Genomic DNA, 24,842 nt, shown 5'->3' on the forward strand with positions numbered 1-24,842 from the left:
GCTCCGCCCGAACCCTCTCCCGGCTGCCGCCACCCTCTCCCGGAGGGAGAGGGGTTCACTAGCAATACCTGCGCGGATTCAACCTGATGACGGACCGAGTGCTTACAGATCGAACTTGATGCCCTGCGCCAGCGGCAGCGAATCGGAGTAGTTGATGGTGTTGGTCTGGCGACGCATATAGGCCTGCCACGCCGTCGAACCCGACTCGCGGCCGCCGCCGGTTTCCTTCTCGCCGCCGAAGGCGCCGCCGATCTCCGCGCCCGAGGTGCCGATGTTGACGTTGGCGATGCCGCAGTCGCTGCCGGCGGCGGACAGGAAGGCTTCCGCGCGCTTGAGGTTGGTGGTGAAGATCGAGGACGACAGGCCCTGCGGCACCGCGTTCTGCATGTCGATGGCGTCCGCGATGTCGCGGTACTTCATCACGTACAGGATCGGCGCGAAGGTCTCGTGCTGCACGATCTCGGCGTCATTGGTGAGGCCGGTGACGATGGCCGGCAGCACGAAGTTGCCGGGGCGCTCGATCGCGGCGCCGCCGGTTTCCACCTTGCCGCCCGCGGCCTTGGCCTTGGCGATGGCGTCGAGGTAGGCGGCCACGCCTTCCTTGCTGTTGAGCGGGCCCATCAGGTTGGCCGGGTCGGTGGGATCGCCGATCTTGCCCTCCACCTGCTTGTACGCGGTGATCAGCTTGGCCAGCACCTCGTCGTACATCGCTTCCTGCACGATCAGGCGGCGCGTAGTGGTGCAGCGCTGGCCGGCGGTACCCACCGCACCGAACACGATGGCCGGGATCGCCAGCTTCAGGTCGGCGGTCTCGTCCACGATGATGCAGTTGTTGCCGCCCAGTTCCAGCAGCGAACGACCCATGCGGTTCGCCACGCGCTCGCCGACCTGGCGGCCGACCTTGGTGCTGCCGGTGAACGAGATCAGCCCCACGCGCCTGTCGTCCACGAACTTCTGCGCCAGTTCGCTGCCGGCGTCGTTGAACAGGAAGAACAGGTCGGGGAAGCCGGCCTTGCTCAGCGCCTCGTTGCAGATCTTCATCGAGGCGATGGCGGACAGCGGGGTCTTGGGCGAGGGCTTCCAGATGCTGATGTCGCCACAGATCGCCGCGATGAAGCTGTTCCACGCCCACACCGCGACCGGGAAGTTGAACGCGCTGATGATGCCGACCAGGCCGATCGGGTGCCACTGCTCGTACATGCGGTGGCCGGGGCGCTCGCTGTGCATGGTCAGGCCGTACAGCTGGCGCGACAGACCCACGGCGAAATCGCCGATGTCGATCATCTCCTGCACTTCGCCGTCGCCTTCCGGCTTGGACTTACCCATCTCCAGCGCCACCAGCGAACCCAGCGCGTCCTTGTGTGCGCGCAGCGCGTCGGCGCACAGGCGGATCGCCTCGCCGCGGCGCGGCGCCGGCGTGGTGCGCCACACCTTGAAGGCGGCCTGGGCGCGCTCGACGATGGCGTCGTAGTCGGCCTGCGAGGAAGCGTTCACGCGGCCCAGCACGTCGCCGGTGGTGGGGTTCACCGGCTCCAGCACGCCGGCGTTGCTGGTCTTCGACCACTCGCCGTTGCCGAGGTAGGTGCCGGAATTGGTCTCGGCCAGGCCGAGTGCGGAGAGGATGCTGTGGGACATGCGGACTCCAGTGCCGGACGCGTGCGTGCGCCCCGTTTCAAAAGGGGGATTCTAGCAGGGGCGGCCCCTGGCCCGGTTCGCGGGCAGGGGGCGTTCCATGCCAGAATCCGCGCCTCGGCCCCGTAGCTCAGCTGGATAGAGCATCCCCCTCCTAAGGGGAAGGTCGCGCGTTCGAATCGCGCCGGGGTCACCAGATGCGACGAAGGCCGGCGAGAGCCGGCCTTTGGCGTTGAGATAAGCGGCGCGCGATACGCGTGTCCGTATTTGACCCTAGCTGTGGGCAGCGCTAGATTTGACCGCGGTGCTGAACACACCTTCGTAGGCGGAAGCCACTCCCGTTAGCCAAGTGGTTTTTTTGTGTCTAGCGTTTTCTATGGCCGGGTGGCGCGCAGCTATACAAGACCCGAAAGGGGAAAACTGTGGGCGGCCCTACGACCGTGTTCAAGCACCCGGCCGCCTCTCTGAACAGGAGGCGAAATGGAACGAATCGTAGGAGTCCACCATGACTGCCAAGAAAGCTTCTTCGCCCAAGTCTCGCCAACTGACTGTTGGCTATCAGGTTTACGAAAGTCGGCACAAGGACATAGGGTGCCGCTACCGACCACGGCAAGTACCGTTCTTGCGCTTGAGCGGTGATTGGCTATCTGAGGTTGGTTTCATGGTTGGCCGGAAGGCGCGAATACAAGTGACCGATCAAGGCATTGTGATTCAGCCCGAAGGCTAAGCCAGACAAGCCGCGGGCAAAAGGCTATACACGCCCGCGGCGCTTTTGCTTTTACTACCTAGTGCTTGAGATTAGCGGCGTTGGAGGCATTCGCCTTGAACGAATAGTTAAGCATGTGAGGGTAGTTCGAAGACGAAAGGCTTGCCGCGCGATTCTGGCTCCCGGCCGTAGGCTAACGCAGCAGAAATGCCAGCAATGCAAGGCCTTTTCAGCCGTCAGCGGTACACCACTGCGGCTGGCGATGAACATGCCAGCGAAACTCAACGCCTTCGACTTCGATGAGTTCGCCAGTCTGAATTGAGGCTTCTCGCATACCTAACACTTGAGTTAAGTGGCGACGAAGCCGCCCGGTTTGAATGGATTATTAGGCTTTGACCAGCAGCGGATACAGCACCGCCAAGACGTTGATGACAGTAAGAACCAAGATGGCCCAAGTTAGTCTTGCCATGGTCTTAGTAAGCGCTAACGCGCGCCCGCTTTCGCGAGCCAGGACGCGGCGCGTTAGTTCCTCGCGATAAAAGCCTGTGCCAACAACAGTGCACTGAGCGTCTCGGTCGTAGCGGACTACTAATTCTTCGTCTGACAAGCTGGCGAGTTGCGTATGAGTTGGAGCCATGCTCACGATAGTCCTCCTTTCTGCCTAACGTGCGAGCTTACCGGTTGCCGAAAGCAGTCCGGTGGAGCGAATAATTAGCTCGATGCACGGGTAATGGCCTCCGGATTGAGAACAAAACCTGCGGCGCGCAACCGGTCAACAAGCTTTGGGACGACCTCTTTGACGTGATCATTGAAGGCGATGTAAAGAATTCCCTGCGCGTCCGAAGGAATTTCGAGATGCTGCTTCTTAAGGATGGCAACGTTTTTACGACCAAGCGCCGAAATCAACATACCCATTTCGAGCACGACATTCTGACGGGCACGAGGTTGGGCCTCTTTGTCGCCTGCGGATTTGGCGTATCCAACATCGTCAGGCGTCAACAGGACAATACCAAACTTCGCAGAGTTAACTCGTGTGCCGATTTCGGCTTCTAGAGCCTCGATGATCGTTAAACCCCCGCCTCCAGTATTCTGCAAAACGTATGGATCAAGGCCGAGCTTGTGGATGACAAGTTCAAGCTGCTCACGCGCAACTGAGTCGTGTCCGTGGACGATAAAGACCTTGCTTGCCGCAGGAGCGGAGGCCGGCGCTGCAGCGACAGAACCAGAATTTTCTGTCTGCAAAGCTGGAGCGACGCCAGTGTATTTGCAAAGGTCCGATTCTAGCCGCTGCTTTGCGTCCCTCGCCCCTTGGAATTGAACGGTTCCTGTTGACTCATACCAACTGAGAACCGCTCCGTCTGATGTCTTGATTTGTTGCATTGCGCCGGATGGCCCACTTTGCGTGATTTCCCGTCCAACGGCGCGAACCATTGTCTTAAGGTCTTCGAATGTTCCCTTGTGCTTCATTGAACCTCCGTTATCAGCATGAAAGCTAGCGTTCGAGTAAGGCGGCGGCGTAGCCGTTCGCCACGAATAAAATGTTAGGTTGCATTTGAGTCGAAACCCCTGGTTGTGGAATCCTGAGAGGATCTGTGACTTTGTTCTAGCTGTTTTTCCTTAGCCTCAAGAATTCCCTTCTTCGACTCTAGTGCGCTCTTCATTGATTCCTGTGCAGCCCTTTCCTCGATCAGTTGGTCCAATTTTTGCCGGAGCCTTGCAGTTTCAGTTTCGCTCTCCGCAAGAATGGCTTGCTGTGCAGAGTTCGCTTGAATAATTTCCTGCAGCTGTATGTTATTTGTCTCAACGAAGCCCGTCATGAAGGCGATTCGGTCGAGCCTCGATGCATCTTTGGTTTTCAGCCACTTCGACCAAACTTTCATCTCTTCTTGCGGATCGCTTCCACGTAATGCGCATCGTTTCCCAATGAGCTCGTGAATGTGAGCAAGCCTGCTTTTGCGATGACGAACCTTAGCCTGATGCGATGTCAGCAAAACAGCCAATAATGAGCTCGCGAGGCCAATTAGAGCGCCGGTGGCCACGAGGGCGATTTGGAAAGTATGCTCGTTCATTGCAATCTAATGCTTGAGCTAAGCGGTGGCGAGGTCATATGACTTGAACGAGATGTCAGGTCCGCGGAGGCGGGTTGGGTAAGATGAGTGGAACGTTGAACTGAACGTGGCTGACGGATGAGTTGGAAGAGTTCGACTGTCCGGATGATCCAAGGCTAACTGGGCCAGCAAACACACCGATTCCGCCCTTGGTGCCCATGCCTTCAGTAACGGTAAGTGCCACGTCAAACCTAACCACTTGAGCGAAACCCTCGTAGCAGCTTATGAACCCGTGCTTGGAGGAATCACTCATTGGATTGATGAGTGGATTGATAGTGGCACCGTGGGTTGCGACAGCTTTCTGAGAAGCAACAACACCTTCAATGATCTGAGTGAGGGTTTGTGCAACAAAATCCTTCAATTCCATGTCAATGATCTCCCCATTGCGAGCCAGACGTTGGAGTTAAGCGGCAGCGAAGCCGTTAGCCGTGAACGAGTTGTTAGGCCGTCCCGAAGCCCAGAAAGATGTCGCTTTTGGTAATACGTATACCTTGGATGGCGACGACGCTGCGCGCCAACGCTGTGAACTTATTGTCGTACTCTGCCAGCGGCGAACTGTGGCGTGGAATGGCATACACCTCAAGAGCTCCAATCTCTGCGTAGGGCAGAGGCCTAGTATTACCCAAAGCAGGGTCGCGAACCCCGGTTGTAGTGAATGGAGCGTCCTTGGGTGGCGGCCCGGCCAGGTAGCGCTGAGGATCCCCAACGTAGAGAGCCTCCATATGAGTACGAGCCCTGGGAAGGAGTGCTCGACATTGTGGATCGCGCGAAGGAGTAACTCAGAAGCTAGAGATGTTATGTCCATATGGCCTAGCATCTGGGTTAAGCGACGGCGAAACCGCGCGTCATGAACGAAATGTTAGACCGCAACTTAGTCATCCGGAACTTCGCTGATTGCCCGCTTGATGTACCGTTCTGCATCATCGAGCTCACTCAGTGCGCGACGAATTTGGTGCACGCTGTGGAGGTCTGCGTCATGTTGCGCTCGACGTAGCGCAGATACTGCGTCGTCAATTGCTCGAAGAGCACTACGGAGTTTTGTTTTTGCGGACACGCGGATCTCCTGTTTACGGCCTAATGCTTAACCTGCACTAGACCGCGCAGCGGGTGAGCGTCCGGTTGGACGAATAGTTAGCGACCTACTTACCACAGACCAGCCCAAACCACTGTTGAAAGATCGAAAGCTTAGCTGTGACGGAAGCGCCGGCTACGAAACTTGCAACGATGATGCCGCCAGCTGCTAACCAGAACTTGTACGGAACATTGTTGAATAGCCAATTAAGCGTAACTTTTTGAGGTGCCGCTAATGGTATCTGCGATGCGCTTGTTGAAGCAGGGCGAGTCGGTCTTGTGAGAAATTCAGGGTTGTTAACGATGCGTGTTTTTGCGGCGGAGCTGATGCTAATGATTTGCTCGACGGACGCATATGAAGAAGTACCAAAATAATTGCTTGTGCCGTTGTTGAAGGCATCAATAATCATGGCGCTATAGTCATTTTTACCAAATGCATCATTGAATAAGTCGCACAGTTCCAAGGATAGTTGCTGGAGTCGCGCCTGATCACCGTGCTGTATGTGGATCGAATTTTGGCTTTTTTGGAAGCGCGACAATATCTCCCGTATCTGGGTCAAGTAAGTATCAAGGCGCTCCAAAAATACCTTATGTTCCATAGACTGTTAGCTTAAATTCGGTTGTTGAAATAAAACCTGATATCGCAACCAAGGGCGGCGATATTAGCCTCGATCAATGCGCGCCTTCCAAACAAATCAACGACTTCCCCCAGTCGCGCCGCTTATTTCCTGCAGCCTCTCCCTAGAGAGACAGTTATACATCGATCCTCTCACCCGGAGTTGGAGTCGGCAAGTCAAGCAAGAGCCAGGCAGATCGGCGCCATCCCTGGCACCTTCCAAGACCGCGTTTAGCGTGGCTGTTTCAGCATCATAGTGAGCCGATCAAGCTGTGTGCGGTAGCCATCCAGTACCTTGGCCGTGATCGCGGCATACCGATCCGCCTCATCCCATCGCCGCGCTTCCAATGCCTCGCGCACACCCGGCACGGTTTTCACGCCATAGCCCGTGAGCATCCCGGGCGCATAGATCATGTGCCTGAACCAGGTGCGGCCGGGCAGGCCGTCGGGGCTGGTGAGCGACTGTTCCATGTGACCCATCAGCGTGTTCATGGCGTTGCGCTGGGCGTCGGTGAGGTTGAGTCCGCTGGCGGCGTGCGCGTGATACGCGGTTTCGTATGCCAGCGCGCTCAGCTTCAGCCTCTGCGCGGCCTGATCCAGCGGCGCGAGGTTGATGGCCGGCACGTCGGAGTCGCGCGCAGGCGGTGCCACCGGGTGGCTGGGATCGTCGGCCAGCGCGTAGGCATGCGCGGCGAGCAGGCGGTGCTGTTCGTCGGTGGCCTTGCGCGTGGCGTCGACCAGTTCGTGCAGCTGCTTCACATAGCCGTCCAGCGTGTCGCTGAAGTCGCCGAAGCGCAGCGGAAGCACGCTGGCGTCGGCGGTGCGCAGCACGATGTGGCCGGCGACCTTGGATAGTGCCACGCCGTACTCGAAGGTGGGGTCGCCGAAGCGCGCGTAGTGGTCGAAGGAGTCGTAGGCCGAGTGATACACGGCTTCGTTCTCGTCTTCGCCGCCGAAGCCGAGGTCGAGCGAGGCGATGCCCAGGTGTTCGAGGAAGGCACTGTAGTCGGAGCCCGAGCCCAGCGCTTCGATCGGCAGGTCGCCGCCACTGGCCGCGGCCTTGGCGTCTTCCTTGGCGCGCTCACCCGCGCCCTTGGCCGCACCGTCCACCAGCATGCGGGCGCGCAGGCGTTGCTGCACGCTCACGTGGGTTTCCGGGTCGGTGACGCCGGCGGCGACCTGGTTCACCAGGTGCTGCAGCGAGTGGCTGCCGCCCGCGCCGAGGAAGCCGCGGCCGTTGGTGTCGGAGTTGACGTAGAGCACGGCCTTGGCCTGCAGCTCCTGCGCGTGGGTCTCGGCCCATTCGGTGGAGCCGAGCAGGCCCGGCTCCTCGCCGTCCCAGCTGGCGTAGACCAGGGTGCGCTGCGGCCGCCAGCCTTGCTTGACCAGGGTGCCGATGGCCTTGGCCTCGGCCAGCAGTGCCACGTTGCCGGCCAGCGGATCGAAGGCGCCGAACACCCAGCCGTCGTGGTGGTTGCCGCGCACGATCCACTGGTCGGGTTCGCTGGATCCCTTGAGCGTGGCGATCACGTCGTAGACGGGCTGGCGGTCCCAGTTGGACTCGACCACCAGGTGCGCCTTCGCGGTGCCGGGGCCGACGTGGTAGGTGAGCGGCAGCGCGCCACGCCAGTCGGCGGGCGCCACCGGGCCGCCCAGCGATTGGAGCAGCGGCGTGGCGTCGGCGTAGGAGATCGGCAGCACCGGGATCTTCATCAGCGTCTTGGCGTTTTTCAGCGCTAGGTGCTTCGCGCCGGGCACCGAGCCATAGCCGGGCGTGGTGGGGTCGCCGGGATAGACCTGCATGTCCGCCACCGAGCCACGCTGCACGCTGTCGGCGGGACGCCAGCCGCCTTCGGGGTAGGTGTCGCCGTGCCAGTAGCCGTCTTCGTGCGGGTCGGAATAGATCAGGCAGCCCACCGCGCCGTGCTCCTGTGCGAGCTTGGGCTTGAGGCCGCGCCAGCCGCCGCCGTAGCGCACGATCACGATCTTGCCTTTCACGGCTATGCCGCGCCGGGCGAGCGCCTTGTAGTCGTCCGGCATGCCGTAGTTGACGTACACCAGCGGCGCGGTGACGTCGCCGTCGGCGCCGTAGACGTTGTACGGCGGCAGCGCGCCTTGCTGGATGGACGAGGTGGCGTCGCCGGGCAGCGGCGATTCGCTGAGCTTGGCGGTGAAGGGTTTCGGCCCCAGCAGTTCCAGCGCTTCCTTTTTCGGCGTGGGGTAGAGCACGTCGAAGGTTTCGATGTGCGCGTCCCAGCCCCACTCGCGGAACTTCGCCAGCATGAACTCGGCATTCGCCTTGTCGTGCGGCGAACCGACCTGGTTGGGCTGCGAGGACATCTGCTTCAGCCACTCGCGCTGGTCGGCCGGATCGAGCAGCGCGTCGAAGCGCTGCTCCAGGTTCTGTTCCTGCGTGGCGCCGCTGGCGGTGAAACCGAGCATGGCGTTGCCGGCCGGGTCGCTGGCGGGCGTGGCGGCTGCCGTGGCGAAGGTCGCCACCAGGCAGGCCAGCGCGCAGGCGGGGCGGATGTTGGTGCGTGTCATGTGGAACTCCCCTTGGCTGATGCTGTTAGGTGATGCGCGCGGTTACTGCAGTCCCTGCCATACCGCGTGCAGCAGTTCGTCGCTGGGGTCGCTGCTCTGTTCCCAGTACATCAGGCCGCCGAGGTGCTGCGCCTTGACGTAGGCGGCCTTGGCAGCGATGGATTGCGGGTCGTCGTAGGTGACGAAGCGGTGCGTCTGTTCGTTCCACAGGTAGGGTGCCTGGGCTTTCGCGTCCCAGTAGCGCACGTAGCCGTGGTGGCCGATGAAGTCGGCCTTGAGCTCGGGCCAGTCGTGGCCGCCCTGGTAGTGGCCGAATTTCTGGAACATGCCGTGGTGGGCCGGGTCGACTTCGGCGAACTCGCGGCCGTAGAACGCCACGCCGGGCACCAGCTTGGCGGCCGGCACGCCCGCGGCGAGGAACTGCCGCACCGCGCGCGACAGCGTGCGCGCATCGGCCGGCGCCAGCTCGGACGCGTGCAGACCGGTGTGGTTGCAGGTGGTCGGCGTCATCACGTTGCAGAAGTCGTAGGTCATCATGTTGAACCAGTCCAGCGACGGCGCCACTGCGGCGAGGTCGATGCCGTCCACGAACGGGCCGTCGGCGGCGGCGATGGTGAGCAGGTAGTGCTTGCCGTGGTCGGCGCGGTCCAGTGCGGCGCGCAGCGCCTTCATCAGCGCGGTGAAGTGCTCGCGGTCCTGCGGGTTGGAGGCGATGCCGGATTCGTGATGGCCGGGGTATTCCCAGTCCACGTCGAGGCCGTCCGCATGTGTGTCCACCAGCAGCGCGGCGGCGCTGTCGGCGAAACGCTGGCGGCTTTCCGCCGTCATCGCCGCCTCGGAGAAGCCGCCCACGCTCCAGCCGCCCACCGACACCATCACCTTGAGGTTGGGATGCGCGGCCTTCAGCGCGATGCGCTGCTGCAGCAGGGCGCGGGCCGCGGGAGCTAGCGTCACACGGCCGTCGGCCGGATGCGCGAATGCGAAGATCAGGGTGTCGATGCGATCGACGTCGGCTGCGGGAATCGGATGGTGCGCGGTGTCGTAGGCGACCACGCGATAGTGTTCGCTGCCGGCATGTGCGAGCAGCGGGCAGGCGAACATCGCCAGCAAGGGGAGCAGGGAAAGGCGGCGCAACGTCATCGGGAGAATTCCGCAACGGGGGAGTCCCGATCATCGCAGCGCTTCGATGGCGCCACCAGTGCGAATTACACTGCGAACCGGATTTGCCCGAGTGTCCTGCGTGAACCCAACCGACAGCCCCGACGACCCGCGCCCCCAGCCGCCGCCCGAGCCCGATCCCGGCGAGTGCTGCGGCAACGGCTGCGATCCGTGCATCTACGACTTGTACAACGATCAAGTGGCGTATTACCGGACTGCATTGGCAGCGTAGCAGGCGCGGCACCCCGACGCCTGATACCGAATGGCGATCAACCACGTCAGCACCGTCATCCCCGCTTTCGTGGCAATGACGAGCAAAGGCCATGGGGCTGATGGGTCTGCGACATTTCATCCGATGGAACGCGTATCGGCATGAGGCGCCGTTGCCAATCGCGATGACAGCCCCCAGATAGCGGTGATCGCGTTTCCGGATACCGCCATGATTCCTTTTTCTGTACTCGATCTCGCGCCGATCACCGCAGGCAGCGACGCCACGCAGGCGTTCCGCAACACGCTGGACCTGGCGCAGCTCACCGAGCGGCTGGGCTACACGCGCTACTGGCTGGCCGAGCATCACAACATGCCGGGCATCGCCAGTGCGGCGACGGCGGTGCTGATCGGCCACGTGGCCGCCGGCACCTCGACCATCCGCGTGGGTGCGGGCGGCATCATGCTGCCGAACCACGCGCCGCTGCAGGTGGCCGAGGCGTTCGGCACACTGGCTGCGCTGCATCCGGGGCGCATCGACCTCGGCCTGGGGCGTGCGCCCGGCACCGACCACGCCACTGCGCGGGCGCTGCGTCGCTATTACGAAAGCGCCGACGAATTTCCGCAGGACGTGGTGGAGTTGCTTGGCTATCTCGCACCAGCCACGCCGGGGCAGACGGTGCGTGCCGTGCCCGGCGCGGGCAGCGAGGTGCCGGTGTGGATACTCGGTTCCAGCCTGTTCGGTGCGCGGCTGGCCGCGCAGCTCGGCTTGCCGTATGCGTTCGCTTCGCACTTCGCGCCCGACGCGATGGACGAGGCGCTGGCATTGTACCGGCGCGACTTCAAGCCTTCGGCGCGGCTGGCGCAGCCCCACGCCATGCTGGGCATCAACGTGGTGGTGGCCGGCAGCGATGCCGAGGCGCGTCGCCTGTTCACCACGCAGCAGCAGAGTTTCATCAATCTGCGCCGCGGCCAGCCGGGGCTGATTCCGCCGCCGATCGACGACATCGAGACGTATTGGACTGCGACGGAAAAGTTGATGGTGGAGCGGGCGCTGGCTTGTGCCGTGGTGGGCGATGCTTCCACCGTGAAGCAGGGACTCGCCGAGTTCATCGCCCGGCACAAGCCGGATGAGCTGATGATTACCAGCAACGTGTTTGATCATGCGTTGAGGCGGCGGTCGTATGAGCTGGTGGCGGCTGCGCGCGGGTAGCTTGGCTTGGTGTCTCCGAGTGTTGATTTCCCCACTTTCGCTTGTGGGGATGGGGCAGAAGGAGGGGCTTTTGCTCTAGATGCTTTCGCAAGTAACAAGGCGGTTTCGTGCCGCTGCCGCGGCCCGAGCTACTTCTCTTTTGCGTGCCCAAAAGAGAAGTAGCCAAGAGAAAAGGGCACCCCGATGCGGCGCTCTCCGGGCATCCTGCCCTGCGAGTCCGTGAGGCGGGGCCGGGCTTTTCGGCCGGGCCTCCTGCCCGGTCGAAAAGGCGAGTCCATCCCTGGACTCGCCCGCTGCGCGGCCTGATCGTCCCCGCCTCACCGCCGCATAGGGGCCCCGAAGAGCAGCGCGCTCCCAGCGCGCAGAAGCCACGGTCAGAGCAGAATCAAACCAAGCCAAACCAGAGCCAAGCTAAAGCTGAGAGCTGAGAGCCGAGCCAAGCTAAAGCGGGGCGGGGTACCCACGTTTCTGCTCGTCATCCCGGCGCAGGCCGGGATCCAGTAGCGACTACGCCTGTTCGAGCATCACAGCCACTGGATTCCGGCCTGCGCCGGAATGACGAGCAAGACATGCAGAGCGAAGCGCCTAGGGTCTTGCCCTCAGTTCCCAGATGTTTCGTTTCCCTCAGTTCCCAGATACGGCGAGGTGTGGCCGCTGTGCAGGACGTGGCGCCGAACGTAGTTCCAACGTCCTCGACACCGCCCGCTTGTAGTTCCGGCGGATTACATAAGGCCATTTCTCTGGGTTACTTCTCTTTGGGCCAGCAAAGAGAAGTAACTCGGGCGCCGGCAGGCGACCGAAACCGCTTTGTTGCTTGCGAAAGCACCCAGACGCAAAAAACCTTGCGTAACCCCAATCAGCGGCCGCCATGTTCCAGCAGCCACAAACCCGCGAACAGCTTGGGGTCGATCGAATACCCCTCGGCGGCGCGCGCGAACAGCCACGCGCCAGCTTCTTTCCGCGGCACCTCGTGCACCACGATGTTCTCGCTGGCATCGCCGCCGCCGGCGCCCACCTTCACCAGGTCGAAGGCGCGCACGTAGGCGATCATCTCCGTGCTCATGCCGGCGGAAGAAGGCCCCTGGTGCAGCAGGGCCACGCGCGAACAACGCCAGCCGGTTTCCTCTTCCAGCTCGCGTTGCGCAGCCAGCAGGATGCCTTCGTCCTCCTGGCCGGCGAGATCGCCGACCAGGCCCGCGGGCATCTCGATGGTGCGCGACTGGATCGCCACGCGGTATTGCTCCACGAACAGCACGCGGTCGTCGGGCGTCACCGCGATCACGATGGCCGCACCGCCGGGATTGTTGCGCTCGACGTATTCCCAGCGCCCGCGCTTGCGCAGGCTCAGCCAGCGGCCCTGGTACAGGGTTTCCACCGGCGCGTCGGCATCGGCGGGGCGCGAATCGGGTGGCGTCGTCATCGCGGAGATCAGAACGTGCGCTGCACCGAATAGTCCGCCAGCGTGGCCAGCGCGTCGCGCCAGGGCGAGGCGGGCAGGGCGGACAGGGCTTCGTGCGCGGCGTTGGCGTGCGTCTCGGCGCGTGCGCGCGTGCGTTCCAGTGCACCGGAATCGCGGATCGCGGCGACGATGCGGTCCAGCGAATCCAGCCCGCCGTGCTCGATCGCGTGGCGCAGCGAGGCCACCTGTTCCGGCGTGGCGCTCTGCAGCGCGTAGATCAGCGGCAGGGTGGGTTTGCCTTCGGCGAGGTCGTCGCCGATGTTCTTGCCCAGCGTGTCGGCGTCGCTGGTGTAGTCGAGCAGGTCGTCGGCGATCTGGAAGGCGTAGCCCAGTTCCATGCCGTAGCGGCGCAGCGCGGCCACCTGGTCCGCGGGCAAGCCGCCCAGCAGGCCGCCGAGCTCGGTGGCGGCGGCGAACAGCACGGCGGTCTTGCGCTCGATCACCGCGAGGTAGGCCGCCTCGCCCACGTCGGCGTTGCCGATGTTGAGCAGCTGCAGCACCTCGCCTTCGGCGATGGTGTTGGTGGTGTCGGCGAGGATGCGCATCACGCGCATGTCGTCCAGTTCCACCATCAGCTGGAACGAGCGCGAATAGAGGAAGTCGCCCACCAGCACGCTGGCGGCGTTGCCCCACAGCGCGTTGGCGGTCTGCCGGCCGCGGCGCAGCCCGGACTCGTCCACCACGTCGTCGTGCAGCAGGGTGGAGGTGTGGATGAATTCGATCACCGCGGCCAGCTTCACGTGCTGGTCGCCGTGGTAGCCCGCCGCGCGTGCGGCCAGCGCATGCAGCATCGGCCGCAGCCGCTTGCCGCCGCCGGCGATGATGTGTTCGGCGATCTGGTTGATCAGCACCACGTCGGAGGCCAGCCGCGCGCGGATCAGCGCGTCGATGCGGCGCATGTCGGCGTCGGCGAGCGCGCGCACGGCGGCGAAGTCGGCAGGGCGTGGGGCTTCGGCGGGTATCGAGTTCATGGGCGGCTTATCGACAGGTTGACGGATTATACGGGCTGGCCGCTGTGCCGCGCCGATCCTGTGCCTCCCCGGGGAATGCCTGGACCCTGCCGAAGGTCATGCTGGAGAGGCCGGTGCATGGGCCGTATCGTTCCGGGTTGTGGCTGGCGGCAGATGCCCTGCATCCGCCGCCGTTTGCCGCAGCGGTTCGAGTTTCCCGCAGGGCGACGGCGGCCGGCCGGTGCCCAGGGGGTTGCACCGTCGCAGGACGACTCGCCGTTCTACCCGAACCGAACACGGAGAACCCCTCGATGAAACTTCGCGGCAGGCTTACCCCCATCGCCCTGGGCGTGCTGTTGGGCATCGGCACCGTGGCTGGCGCCGCGCCATCCACGTCCGCCGCCGACGCACCGGCAACTCAGACGCGGCAGGCGGACGACGTGACGCGCGCGACGCTGGACAACGGCCTGCGCGTAGTGATCGTGCGCGATGCGCTGGCGCCGATGGTGACCACACAAATCACCTATCTGGCCGGCAGCTACGAGACGCCGCAAGGATTCCCTGGCACCGCACATGCGCTGGAACACATGATGTTCCGCAACTCCAGCGGCATGACCGGCGCGCAGTTGAACGAGATGACCGGCAAGATGGGCGCGGAGAACAACGCGTTCACCACCAATGACGCGACCCAGTATTTCTTCCTGGCGCCGTCGCAATACCTCGACGTGCTGCTGCACATCGAAGCCACCCGCATGCGCGGCGCGCAGCTGACCGACAAGGAGTGGGGGCTGGAGAAGGGCGCGATCGAGCAGGAGGTGTCGCGCGACATTTCCGATCCGGGCTACCTCGCTTTCCAGCAGGCCGAGCGGACCCTGTACGCCGGTACCGGCTATGCCGAGGATGCGCTGGGTTCGCGCCCCACCTTCGACGCGACCACGGGCAAGGTGCTGCAGGGCTTCTACGACAAATGGTACGTGCCGAACAACGCGATCCTGGTGATCGCCGGCGACGTCGAGCCGCAGGCCACGCTGGCCAAGGTGAAGGCGCTGTTCGGCTCCATCGCGAAGGGCGACGTGCCTGCGCGCACGCCGCTCAAGCTGGAGCCGTTCAAGCCGCAGACCATCGCCAAGACCACGCCCGACGCCACCGGCGCCGTGCAATACGCGTTCCGCACACCGGGCCAGCAGTCGCAGGACTATGCGGCGATGCAGGTGCTGATGGACGTGTTGAACAACTCGCGCAGCGCGCTGGCCGGCCTCGCCGCGCAGGGCAAGGTGTTGTCCGCGGATGCCGGCGTGCAGCCGTTCGCGCATGGCGGCATCGGCATCGTCGAGGTCGGCTTTCCCAAGGGCGGCGACGGCAAGCAGGCGCAGGCCCATCTCGACGGCGTCATCGGCGACCTGCTGAAGAACGGCGTGCCGGCCGACCTGGTCGAGGCCGCCAAGAAGCAGGAGCAGGCGCAGTTCGAGTTCAACCGTAACAGCCCGATGAACCTCGCCTCGGCATGGTCGCAGGCGCTGGCGTGGCAGGGATTGGACTCGCCGCAGCAGGCGCTGGACCAGATCCTTGCGGTCACGCCGGCCGACGTCGATCGCGTCGCCCGCGCCTACCTGCAGCCCGAGCAGCGGCTCACCGTGGTGCTGACGCCCGACCCGAACGGCAAGCGGCCGCCGGACAGCCAGGGCTTCGGCGGCACCGAGAAGTTTGCCAGCGACGACAAGCTGGATACGCCGCTGCCCGCATGGGCCGCCGAACCGCTCGCGCAATTGCAGATGCCGCACTGGACGCTGGCGCCGGCGACGATGAAGCTCGCCAACGGCATCACCCTGATCGTGCAGCCCACCCATGTCAGCAAGACCGTGACCGTGCAGGGCCGCGTCGACAGCGACGAGAATCTGCAGGCGCCGCAGGGCCAGGAAGGCGTGGGCCGCTTGCTGGGCTCGCTGTTCGACTACGGCACCACCACGCTGGATCGCGCCGCGTTCCACAAGGCCCTGGACGGCATCGCCGCCACCGAGACGGCCGGCAGCGGCTTCAGCCTCGCCGTGCCCAGCGCGAACTTCGACCGGGGCGTGCAGCTGCTGGCCGACAACGAACTGCATCCGGCGCTGCCGCAGGAAGCGTTCGGGGTCCAGCAGCAGACGCTCGCGCGCACGCTGGCCGGCCAGCTGCAGTCGCCGAACTACAAGATGATCCGCGCGTTTTACAAGGGCGTGTACCCGGCGGGCGACCCGGTCCTGCGCGAGGCCACGCCGCAAACCGTGGGCAGCTTGAAGCTGGCGGATGCGAGGGACTATTTCGCCAAGGCCTACCGCCCCGACATGACCACCATCGTGGTGGTCGGCGACGTGACGCCGGAGCAGGCCAGGTCGGTGGTGGAAAAATACTTCGGCGCCTGGCAGGCCAGCGGGCCGAAGCCCGGCGTGGTGCCGAAGCCGGTGCCGGTCAATCCGCCCAGTTATACCGTGGTGTCGAACGCTTATGCCTCGCAGGATCAGGTGTTCATGGGGCAGTCGCTTGCCCTGGACGTCCACAATCCCGATCACTACGCGCTGCAGCTCGGCAACGAAGTGCTGGGCGGCAACGGCTTCGCCTCGCGCCTGATGGTGGATATCCGCGTCAAGCACGGCTATGCCTACGGGGCGGGTTCGGGCCTGCGGTTCGGTCGCTCGCGCTCGCTGTTCTTCGTGCAGTACGGCAGCGACGCGGACAAGGTGAAGCCGGTCGACCAGCTGGTGCGGCAGAACCTCGACGCGATGTGCGACACGCCGGTGAAGCCGGAGGAACTGTTGAACGCCAAGCAGGCGCGCATCCGCTCGATCCCGCTGGAAGTATCGAGTGTCGACGGCATCGCCCGTTCGCTGCTCTCCTGGAGCATCGACGGCCAGCCGCTGGACGAGCCGATGGTGGCTGCGCGCCACTACCTCGAGCTCACTGCCGAGCAGGTGCAGGGCGCGTTCAAGAAGTACGTGCAGCCCGGCAACCAGGCGCAGGTGGTGCAGGGGCCGGAACCCAAGCAGCACTGATGCGTTGCCCCTCTCCCGCATGAAGGGGGAGGGGCTTCAGCCCCGCGCGATTAAATTCCGCCTCGCGCCGGGATGATGACGGTATTTGCCTCAGCGCCAAGGCACGGCGTGGCGTGGCTGTGCCGCCCATTCGCATAGGTGGGGGCGGCTCCAAAACCCTCGATACGGATCACCGGTAGTTCCGGCGTGTCGCATCAGGCCATCTCCAGGTACCTACTCTCGACTCCGGGTATCCCGCCGTTTGCCCTTCGGGCCAGCTTCGTTGGTTGTTCGCCACCGTTCTCGGTAGCCGTGGGCCGGTAAGGGGAAGGGGCTCGCGTGCAGGCAGGTGACCGAAGCCGCTCTGTTCATGGAGATGGCGCAAAACCCCTTCTGCAAGCCAACGAGATCGGATTGAGCCCATGAACAGGCTCCCGGGTGTCGACTCCGGCTTCGCAGCGCCACCGGCCGCGAATCTTTACGAGAAATATATGCGACGGCGGTTTTCCGCTATCCGCTCGTTATGCCCGCAGTCCTAGATTGCGCAGCCTGCCGCGCCGCCTTTCGGCGCGGCTCCACGGAGACATGCGATGGGCTGGGCAATGGTGTTGGGCGGCGTGATGGCCGCGGGTTTGTTCGTCTACCTGTTCTACGCGCTGTTCCGTCCGGAACGGTTCTGAGGTGGGCGCCATGAGCGATTTCATTTTCGTGGGACTGGCAGTGGCGTTCTTCATCGCCATAGCGCTGTACATCGCCGCGCTGAAGAAGATCTGAGGAGCGTGCGATGACGATCAATATCCTTTACTTCGTGATCACGCTGGCATGCGTGACGGCGTTGGCGATACCCATGGGCCACTACCTGGCCAAGGTGTTCACCGACGAGAAGCATACGTTGCCGGAGCGGCTCACCTACCGCCTGCTGGGCGTCGATCCGGATCGCGGCATGCACTGGTCGCAGTACGGCATGGCGCTGGTGCTGGCGAATGCCGCGATGCTGCTGCTGGGTTACCTACTGCTGCGCGTGCAGGCCTGGATGCCGCTGAACCCGCTGCACCTTCCGGGGATGTCGCCGGACCTGGCGTTCAACACCGCGGTGTCCTTCGTCACCAACACCAACTGGCAGGCGTATTCGGGCGAGAACACCTTGTCCAACTTCAGCCAGATGGCCGCGCTGACTTTCCTGATGACGGTGAGCGCCACCACGGGCCTGGCTGCAGGCGCGGCTTTCGTGCGCGGGTTGGGGCACGCGGAGAAGCCGGAGCTCGGCAATTTCTGGGCGGATTTCACCCGCATCGTCTGGCGCATTCTGTTGCCGATCTGCTTCGTGCTGGCGCTGGTCTGCGTGTGGCAGGGCGTGCCGCAGACGCTGGCCTCGGATGCCGTGGCGACCACGCTGGAGGGCGCCAAGCAGCACATCATCCTCGGTGCCGTGGCGAGCCTGGAGACGATCAAGCACATCGGCACCAACGGCGGCGGCTTCTTCGGCGCGAACGCGGCGCATCCGTACGAGGATCCGACGCCGTTGATCAACACGCTGCACATCCTGTCGATGCTGCTGATTCCTGCGGCGCTGACCGTGGCGTTCGGCCGCATGCTGGCGCGCGACCGCCAGGGCTGGGTGCTGTTCGGCGCGTTCTTCGTGATGTTCGTGGGCTTCCTTGCCATCGTGTATCCGGCGGAGCAGGCGGGCAATCCGCAGTTCACAGCGCTAGGTGTGGACCAGCACATCTCGGCCACCCAGCCGGGCGGCAACATGGAAGGCAAGGAGATGCGCTTCGGCATCGCCGGCACCAGCCTGTTCGTCACCACGACCACCGCCGCCACCACCGGCTCGGTGAACGCGATGCACGATTCGCTGACGCCGCTGGGCGGCCTGGTGCCGCTGGGCGAGATGATGTTGAACTGCGTGTACGGCGGCAAGGGCGTGGGCCTGATCAACCTTCTGCAGTACGCGATCCTCGCGGTGTTCCTGATCGGCATGATGATCGGGCGCACGCCGGAGTTCCTCGGCAAGAAGATCGAGGCGCGCGAGATCAAGCTGGTGATGCTGGCCGTGCTGGCGCACCCGATCTGCATCCTGGGGTTCACCGCGCTCGCGGTGCTGTGGCCGCACATTGCCGACAGCCTCGGCAACACTGGGCCGCACGGTTTCAGCGAGATCCTCTACGCCTACACCTCGGCCACCGCCAACAACGGTTCGGCGTTCGGCGGCTTGAGCGTGAACACGCCCTTCTACAACACCACGATCGGCCTCGCGATGCTGATCGGCCGCTACGGCACCTTGCTGCCGATGCTGGCGGTGGCGGGCCTGCTGGCGAGCAAGAAGACGCTGCAGGAAACCTCGGGCACTTTCCCCACGGCCACGCCGCTGTTCATGGGCCTGACCGTGCTGGTGACCGTGGTGGTGGGTGGCCTCACCTTCCTGCCGGCGCTGGCACTGGGGCCGCTGGTCGAGCACATCGCCATGCTGCACGGCCAACTGTTCTGAGAGACGACCATGAACGATACGAATACTTCCATCCGCAGTCTGCTGCGACCGGCGATCACGTCCGCCGTGCTGTTCATGCTGCTCACCGGACTGGCTTATCCGCTGGCCACCACGGCGGTCGCGAACCTGCTGATGCCGTGGCATGCGCAGGGCAGCCTCGTGCAGCGCGACGGCCAGGTGATCGGTTCCGACCTGCTGGGCCAGAACTTCACTTCGCCGCGTTATTTCCATCCGCGCCCCAGCGCCACGCAGGCGGCGGATCCGGCCGATGCGACCAAGACCGTGGCCGCGCCGTACAACGCGGAGCTGAGCGCAGCGAGCAACTACGGTCCGACCAACCGCAAGCTGATCGACGCGGTGGCCGAGCGCGCCCGTGCCTATCGCAGCGAGAACGGCCTGGCGGCGAATGCCTTGGTCCCGGTGGATGCGGTCACGGCTTCCGCGTCGGGACTGGATCCCGAGATCTCGCTGGCCAACGCCGAGCTGCAGCTGCCGCGGGTGGCGGCGCAGCGCGGGTTGCCGCGGGCCGATGCGGAGCGCCTGTTGGACGAGCACATCGCGCCGCGCGTGTTCGGCCTGTTCGGCGTGCCGCGGGTGAACGTGCTGGAACTGAACCTCGCCCTCGATGCGCTTGCGCGCACGGGCAACAACGGAATCAAGTCATGAGTGGCAAGCAGCTTCCCTTGTTCGACCCGGCCCTGCTGGGGCCGGCCTGCCTCGATGCGCTGCGCAAGCTGTCGCCGCGCTCGCAATGGCGCAATCCGGTGATGTTCGTGGTGTGGTTAGGCAGCTTGCTGGTCACCCTGCTGTGGCTGCAGGCGCTGGCAGGTCATGGCGAGGCTCCCACCGGCTTCATCCTCGCGGTGGCGCTGTGGCTGTGGTTCACCGTGCTGTTCGCAAACTTCGCCGAAGCGCTGGCCGAGGGCCGCAGCAAGGCGCAGGCGGCCAGCCTGCGCGGCATGCAGCGCAAGATCGTGGCCAAGAAGCTGGTGGAGCCGAACTACGCCAGCCGCTGGGTTCCGGTGGATGCGGGCGAGCTGCGCAAGGGCACCGTGGTGCTGGTGGAAGCCGGCGACTGGGTGCCATTGGACGGCGAGGTGATCGAAGGCGTGGCCTCGGTGGACGAGAGCGCGATCACCGGCGAATCCGCGCCGGTGATCCGCGAGGCCGGCGGCGATTTTTCCTCCGTCACCGGCGGCACGCGCGTGCTGTCCGACTGGCTGGTGGTGCGCATCGGCGTGAATCCCGGCGAATCCTTCCTCGACCGCATGATCGCGATGGTGGAGGGCGCCAAGCGGCAGAAGACGCCGAACGAAGTGGCGCTCACCATCCTGCTGGTGGGCCTCACCATCGTGTTCCTGCTGGTGGTGGTCACCCTGCTGCCGTTCTCGATCTTCGCGGTCGCCATGGGCGGCGCGGGCAAGGTGGTGACGCTCACCGCGCTGGTGGCGTTGCTGGTGTGCCTGGCGCCTACCACCATCGGCGGCCTGCTTTCGGCCATCGGCGTGGCGGGCATGAGCCGCATGATGCAGGCCAACGTGGTCGCCACTTCCGGCCGCGCGGTGGAAGCAGCCGGCGACGTGGACGTGCTGCTGCTGGACAAGACCGGCACGATCACTTTCGGCAACCGCCAGGCGACGAGTTTCCACGCCGCGCCGGGCGTGGCGGAGCGCGATCTCGCCGAAGCCGCGCTGCTGGCTTCACTGGCCGACGAAACGCCGGAAGGCCGCAGCGTGGTGACGCTGGCGCAGTCGCGCTTCGGCCTGCAGGCCGAGTCGTACGACACCGGCAACGCGGAGTTCGTGGCGTTCAGCGCGCAGACCCGCATGAGCGGAGTCGATCTCGGCGCACGCGCCATCCGCAAGGGTGCGCTGGATGCCGTGCGCCGCTACCTCGACGAAAACCGCAGCCATCTGCCCGAACTCCTGCTGCGCACCGCGGAAGAGATCGCACGCCGCGGCGCCACGCCGCTGCTGGTGGTGGACGCCAACCGTGCGATGGGCGTGATCGAGCTGAAGGACGTGGTGAAGCCCGGCATCAAGGAGCGCTTCGCCGAGCTGCGCCGCATGGGCATCCGTACCGTGATGGTCACCGGCGACAATCCGCTCACCGCGGCGGCCATCGCCGCCGAGGCTGGCGTGGACGACTTCCTCGCCGAGGCCACGCCCGAGGCCAAGCTCAAGCTGATCCGCGACTACCAGTCGCAGGGTCGCCTGGTGGCGATGACCGGCGACGGCACCAACGACGCTCCCGCGCTGGCGCAGGCCGACGTGGCGGTGGCGATGAACTCCGGCACGCAGGCCGCGCGCGAGGCCGGCAACATGGTGGACCTGGATTCCAATCCCACCAAGCTGCTGGAGATCGTGGAGACCGGCAAGCAGCTGCTGATGACGCGCGGTTCGCTCACCACCTTCTCCATCGCCAACGACGTGGCGAAGTACTTCGCGATTCTTCCCGCGATCTTCGTCGCCACTTATCCGCAGCTCAATGCGCTCAACGTGATGCGCCTGCACAGCCCGGGCTCGGCGATCCTGTCGGCGGTGATCTTCAACGCACTCATCATCATCGTGCTGATCCCGTTGGCGCTGAAAGGCGTGCGCTACCGCGCCATCGGTGCCGCTGCGCTGCTCAACCGCAACCTGCTGGTTTATGGCCTGGGCGGACTGATCGTGCCCTTCGTTGGCATCAAGCTGATCGACATGCTGCTGGTTGCCTGTGGACTCGTGTGAGGACTGATCCATGCATGCACAACTGAAACTCTCCGTGAACCTTCCCGACGACCAGCACGAGCAGATCGAGCTGCGCGTCTCCACCGGCGAAAGCTGCGACGTGGTGATCGCCTTGCCCGTGCGGCAGAGCGCGCCGGCGCACGTGGCCACCGAAGCCGAGCGCGAACAGGACGACTACGTGCTTGGCGGCTACGCCGGCATCTGACGAGGCTTCCGTTCTTGCTCGCCATCCCGGCGCAGGCCGGGGTGGCAGGAAAAAACCGATCGATTCATTGCTTCACGAAAGCGGCCGTTGCGGGCCGTGAAACAAGGACAGACATGACACACAAGAAACTACTTCCGCTGGCCCTGATGCTGGCGATGTTGCCGGCTGGCCGCGCGTTGGCCGATACCGCCGCGCCCGCGCCGCTCGCCGATCCGCAGAGCGTCGCCTCGACGCCGGCGCCGGCGATGGAGGTGCAAAGCTCCGACTGTTCCCACGGCTTCCTCTCGCGCTTCGCCGCGGCATACCGCGAGGATGCGCAGCCGGCCGATCCGAACGCGCCGGCGGCCAAGCGCCGCGCGATGGATGCGCCGCTGGACTCGCCGCCGTTCCCGTCGTCGGAATGGCAGCTCGGCGGCGTGCCGGCGCCCATCGGCGTGCCGGATACCAACTCCACCTATCCGCTGGAAAAGGCGCTGGGCTGCACCGCGCTGGGCCAGTGGATGCAGCGCAATCGCATCGAGATGTTCGGCTGGGTCACGCCGTCCGGGAACATCAGCACCTCCAGCAAGAGCAACGCGCCGCTGTCGTACAACACGCGCGCCAACCGCCTGGAGTTCGACCAGTTCGTGTTCAACATCACCCGCGTGGAAGACACGGTGCAGACCGACCACATGGATTGGGGTTTCGACATTTCCAACCTGTATGGCTACGACTACCACTACACGGTCATGAAGGGCGTATTCAGCAATCAGCTGCTGAACAATCCTTCGAGCAACGAACCGCAGAACGGCAAGGTCTACGGCGACGACCCGATGCTGTTCTACGCCGACCTCTACATTCCATGGGTGGCCGAAGGCATGGTCGTGCGTGTTGGCCGCTACCTTTCGCTGCCTGACATCGAAGCGCAGTTCTCGCCGCAGAACTACCTGATGACCCACTCGATCCTGTACACCGAAGATCCGTACACGCAGATGGGCATCATGACGACCACGCGTTTGAGCCAGCAGTGGACATTGCAGCTCGGCGTGAACGCCAGCAACGACACCGCGCCTTGGAATCACTCTGCGCGGCCCACCTTGCAGGCCTGCGTACGCTGGGTGTCAGCCGACAACAACGACATGCTGTATCCGTGCATCAACAGCCTCAACCATTCCGACTACAACTACAACAACGTGCAGATGTACGTGATGACCTGGGGTCACCGCTTCAGCGAGCGCGTGCATATCCTCACCGAGGCCTATCGCATGTTCGGCCGCAACGTGCCCGGTTTCGGTCCGGGCGGCATCCCTGGCGAGCCGGGCACATCGCCTCTGCCTGGCGAGGCCGGCGCATTCGGCGTGGTCAATTACCTCAACATCGAGATGGACGCGAAGAACATGCTGTCCATCCGCAACGAGTTCTACGATGACGAGCGGGGCCAGCGTACCGGCTACGCCACGCGCTACAGCAGCCACACCATCGGCATCACGCATTGGGTGTCGCAGGACCTGGAGATCCAGCCCGAGCTGCGCTACGAGCACTCGTATGACGCCAATGCCTACGACAGTGGGCGCAAGGACTATCAAGCCGTGGCGCTGCTCGACGCGATCATCCACTTCTGAGCATCAGAATCCCGCAGGGACATGCCGTGCGGGGTTTTTGCGCGCAACACGCTTACCCAGCTAGTCAGCCCTTGGCTATCGCAAAGCGCCGCACAGAGATGGCAAACGTGAGCTTCCTCAGTTTCCAGATACGGCGCGGCGTGGCCGCTATGCAGGACGTGTCGCCGTGCGTGGTTCCAATGTCCTCGGCACCGCCCGCTTGTAGTTTCGGCGGATTGAATCAGGCCGTTTGTCTGGGTTACTTCTCTTGACTCCGGGCATCCTGCCCTCCGCCCTTCGGGCCAACTTCGCTGTTCGCCGCCGCTCCTACGGCGGCGTGGGCCAGCAAAGAGAAGTAACTCGGGCGCCGGCAGGCGACCGAAACCGTTCTGTTCCTCGCGATCAAATGATGAGGAGCAGACTCTTAGTGCGCTTGCTCACTCGCCGCCTTCCGCATCTCGCGCGTATGTAACGCCACGCGCACCAGATACACCACGATCGCCACGTTGCCGACCAGGGCGGCGAATTTGAGCCAGCCGAAATGGTGCAGGGTTTCGTAGAGCTCCAGCGGAATCAGCGAGGCGGTGGCGATCACGGTGAACCACTCCGCCCAGTACTTGCCCATCAGCAGGCCCACGCCCTCGATGCCGAACAGCACGGCGTAGAACAATGCCACCGCGCCCACCGCCACGAAGCGGCTGGGGCCGAAATCCTGCAATGCATCCACCAACCGCCAGCGCAGCCCGTTGTTGTCGGTGAGCGTCAGGTGCCCAAGCCAGTGCACCAGCCGCTCGAAGTTCTGCTGATGATCGAGATGGAAGGCCGCGATGGCCACCAGTACCAGGCAGACGGTCTTGATGACTTCGTAGACCGCAATGACGCGGAGGCCGGTGCGATGCGGCGGCGGGGCGGGTTTGATGTCGGGCATGGGCGACAGGGTAGACGATTCACCCAGGCTTGCCACCCTGCCGCCGATCAGCAGCAGCGGCCGCCGCCGCCCTTGTAGCGCGCCTCCTGGCGCTCGCGGAAGAACTCGGCATAGCTGGGCACGGCGCGTTCCGGGTGATGCTCGCGCAGATGCTTCACGTAGACCTCGTAGTCGGGCACGCCGCAGCAGAGGCGGGCGGTTTGCACCGCCCACTTGCGTACGGACCGCAGTCGCGCGCCGATG

At 64.2% G+C, this 24,842-nt stretch carries 21 protein-coding genes and 1 tRNA gene; 11 read left to right on the forward strand and 11 right to left on the reverse strand.

Annotated elements, in window-relative coordinates; all coding sequences use genetic code 11:
- Positions 1-102: 102 nt before the first annotated feature.
- On the reverse strand, positions 103-1,635 hold the full coding sequence (locus IHE46_RS11955; RefSeq protein WP_192164879.1) for an aldehyde dehydrogenase family protein: 1,533 nt from the start codon (positions 1,633-1,635) through the stop codon (positions 103-105).
- A gap of 116 nt (positions 1,636-1,751) precedes the next feature.
- Here IHE46_RS11955 and IHE46_RS11960 point away from each other — a divergent pair.
- Positions 1,752-1,828 (forward strand) — tRNA-Arg (locus IHE46_RS11960).
- Between the two features lie 309 nt (positions 1,829-2,137).
- Positions 2,138-2,359, forward strand: a complete 222-nt coding sequence (locus IHE46_RS11965; RefSeq protein WP_192164880.1) for a SymE family type I addiction module toxin — start codon at positions 2,138-2,140, stop codon at positions 2,357-2,359.
- 690 nt (positions 2,360-3,049) lie between these two features.
- Here IHE46_RS11965 and IHE46_RS11970 read toward each other — a convergent pair.
- From IHE46_RS11970 to IHE46_RS11995, 6 genes are all read right to left on the reverse strand, one after another.
- On the reverse strand, positions 3,050-3,805 hold the full coding sequence (locus IHE46_RS11970) for a nucleotide-binding protein (RefSeq protein ID WP_192164881.1): 756 nt from the start codon (positions 3,803-3,805) through the stop codon (positions 3,050-3,052).
- Positions 3,806-3,879: 74 nt separating this feature from the next.
- Positions 3,880-4,407: a hypothetical protein gene (locus IHE46_RS11975; RefSeq protein ID WP_192164882.1), complete on the reverse strand. Its 528-nt coding sequence runs from the start codon at positions 4,405-4,407 to the stop codon at positions 3,880-3,882.
- Between the two features lie 55 nt (positions 4,408-4,462).
- Positions 4,463-4,813, reverse strand: a complete 351-nt coding sequence (locus IHE46_RS11980) for a hypothetical protein (RefSeq protein ID WP_192164883.1) — start codon at positions 4,811-4,813, stop codon at positions 4,463-4,465.
- 772 nt (positions 4,814-5,585) lie between these two features.
- Positions 5,586-6,116: a hypothetical protein gene (locus IHE46_RS11985; RefSeq protein ID WP_192164884.1), complete on the reverse strand. Its 531-nt coding sequence runs from the start codon at positions 6,114-6,116 to the stop codon at positions 5,586-5,588.
- A gap of 248 nt (positions 6,117-6,364) precedes the next feature.
- On the reverse strand, positions 6,365-8,677 hold the full coding sequence (locus IHE46_RS11990; protein WP_192164885.1) for a transferrin receptor-like dimerization domain-containing protein: 2,313 nt from the start codon (positions 8,675-8,677) through the stop codon (positions 6,365-6,367).
- A 42-nt stretch (positions 8,678-8,719) separates the two neighbouring features.
- Positions 8,720-9,817 (reverse strand): glycoside hydrolase family 18 protein, encoded by a 1,098-nt coding sequence (locus tag IHE46_RS11995; protein ID WP_225563024.1) that lies wholly within the window; start codon positions 9,815-9,817, stop codon positions 8,720-8,722.
- Positions 9,818-9,917: 100 nt separating this feature from the next.
- On the opposite strand from IHE46_RS11995, the gene IHE46_RS12000 reads away from it, so the two are divergent.
- Together IHE46_RS12000 and IHE46_RS12005 are read left to right on the forward strand one after the other, a co-directional pair.
- Positions 9,918-10,067: an oxidoreductase-like domain-containing protein gene (locus tag IHE46_RS12000; RefSeq protein ID WP_343230022.1), complete on the forward strand. Its 150-nt coding sequence runs from the start codon at positions 9,918-9,920 to the stop codon at positions 10,065-10,067.
- A gap of 207 nt (positions 10,068-10,274) precedes the next feature.
- Positions 10,275-11,255 carry an LLM class flavin-dependent oxidoreductase gene (locus tag IHE46_RS12005; protein WP_192164887.1) on the forward strand — a complete coding sequence of 327 codons (981 nt, stop codon included), beginning with the start codon at positions 10,275-10,277 and terminating at the stop codon, positions 11,253-11,255.
- An 856-nt stretch (positions 11,256-12,111) separates the two neighbouring features.
- On the opposite strand, the gene IHE46_RS12010 is transcribed toward IHE46_RS12005, so the two are convergent.
- Both IHE46_RS12010 and IHE46_RS12015 read right to left on the reverse strand, forming a co-directional pair.
- Positions 12,112-12,675: an NUDIX hydrolase gene (locus IHE46_RS12010; protein ID WP_192164888.1), complete on the reverse strand. Its 564-nt coding sequence runs from the start codon at positions 12,673-12,675 to the stop codon at positions 12,112-12,114.
- An 8-nt stretch (positions 12,676-12,683) separates the two neighbouring features.
- Entirely contained in the window at positions 12,684-13,685 is a 1,002-nt protein-coding gene (locus IHE46_RS12015) for a polyprenyl synthetase family protein (RefSeq protein ID WP_192164889.1), read from the reverse strand.
- Positions 13,686-13,975: 290 nt separating this feature from the next.
- On the opposite strand from IHE46_RS12015, the gene IHE46_RS12020 reads away from it, so the two are divergent.
- From IHE46_RS12020 to IHE46_RS12050, 7 genes are all read left to right on the forward strand, one after another.
- The gene (locus tag IHE46_RS12020; RefSeq protein WP_192164890.1) at positions 13,976-16,690 is read left to right on the forward strand and encodes a pitrilysin family protein; all 2,715 of its coding nucleotides are present in this window, start codon (positions 13,976-13,978) and stop codon (positions 16,688-16,690) included.
- 569 nt (positions 16,691-17,259) lie between these two features.
- On the forward strand, positions 17,260-17,349 hold the full coding sequence (kdpF, locus tag IHE46_RS12025) for a K(+)-transporting ATPase subunit F (protein WP_192103459.1): 90 nt from the start codon (positions 17,260-17,262) through the stop codon (positions 17,347-17,349).
- Between the two features lie 104 nt (positions 17,350-17,453).
- The gene (kdpA, locus tag IHE46_RS12030) at positions 17,454-19,157 is read left to right on the forward strand and encodes a potassium-transporting ATPase subunit KdpA (protein WP_192164891.1); all 1,704 of its coding nucleotides are present in this window, start codon (positions 17,454-17,456) and stop codon (positions 19,155-19,157) included.
- Between the two features lie 9 nt (positions 19,158-19,166).
- Positions 19,167-19,823, forward strand: coding sequence for a potassium-transporting ATPase subunit KdpC (gene kdpC, locus IHE46_RS12035; protein WP_192164892.1), 657 nt, complete (start codon positions 19,167-19,169; stop codon positions 19,821-19,823).
- The gene (gene kdpB / locus IHE46_RS12040) at positions 19,820-21,886 is read left to right on the forward strand and encodes a potassium-transporting ATPase subunit KdpB (RefSeq protein ID WP_192164893.1); all 2,067 of its coding nucleotides are present in this window, start codon (positions 19,820-19,822) and stop codon (positions 21,884-21,886) included. Before kdpC ends, kdpB begins: the two co-directional genes overlap by 4 nt.
- A 10-nt stretch (positions 21,887-21,896) precedes the next feature.
- Complete coding sequence (locus tag IHE46_RS12045; RefSeq protein ID WP_192164894.1) at positions 21,897-22,091, forward strand: hypothetical protein; 195 nt, start codon at positions 21,897-21,899, stop codon at positions 22,089-22,091.
- Between the two features lie 113 nt (positions 22,092-22,204).
- Positions 22,205-23,692 carry an outer membrane beta-barrel protein gene (locus IHE46_RS12050; RefSeq protein WP_192164895.1) on the forward strand — a complete coding sequence of 496 codons (1,488 nt, stop codon included), beginning with the start codon at positions 22,205-22,207 and terminating at the stop codon, positions 23,690-23,692.
- Positions 23,693-24,095: 403 nt separating this feature from the next.
- Here the strand turns inward: IHE46_RS12050 and IHE46_RS12055 are convergent, their stop codons facing one another.
- Positions 24,096-24,599: a DUF2127 domain-containing protein gene (locus IHE46_RS12055; RefSeq protein WP_192164896.1), complete on the reverse strand. Its 504-nt coding sequence runs from the start codon at positions 24,597-24,599 to the stop codon at positions 24,096-24,098.
- Positions 24,600-24,646: 47 nt separating this feature from the next.
- The gene (locus IHE46_RS12060) at positions 24,647-24,841 is read right to left on the reverse strand and encodes a YbdD/YjiX family protein (RefSeq protein ID WP_192165267.1); all 195 of its coding nucleotides are present in this window, start codon (positions 24,839-24,841) and stop codon (positions 24,647-24,649) included.
- Position 24,842: the final 1 nt, after the last annotated feature.

The organism is Rhodanobacter sp. DHG33, from assembly GCF_014843005.1.
Classification (GTDB): Bacteria; Pseudomonadota; Gammaproteobacteria; order Xanthomonadales; family Rhodanobacteraceae; genus Rhodanobacter_A.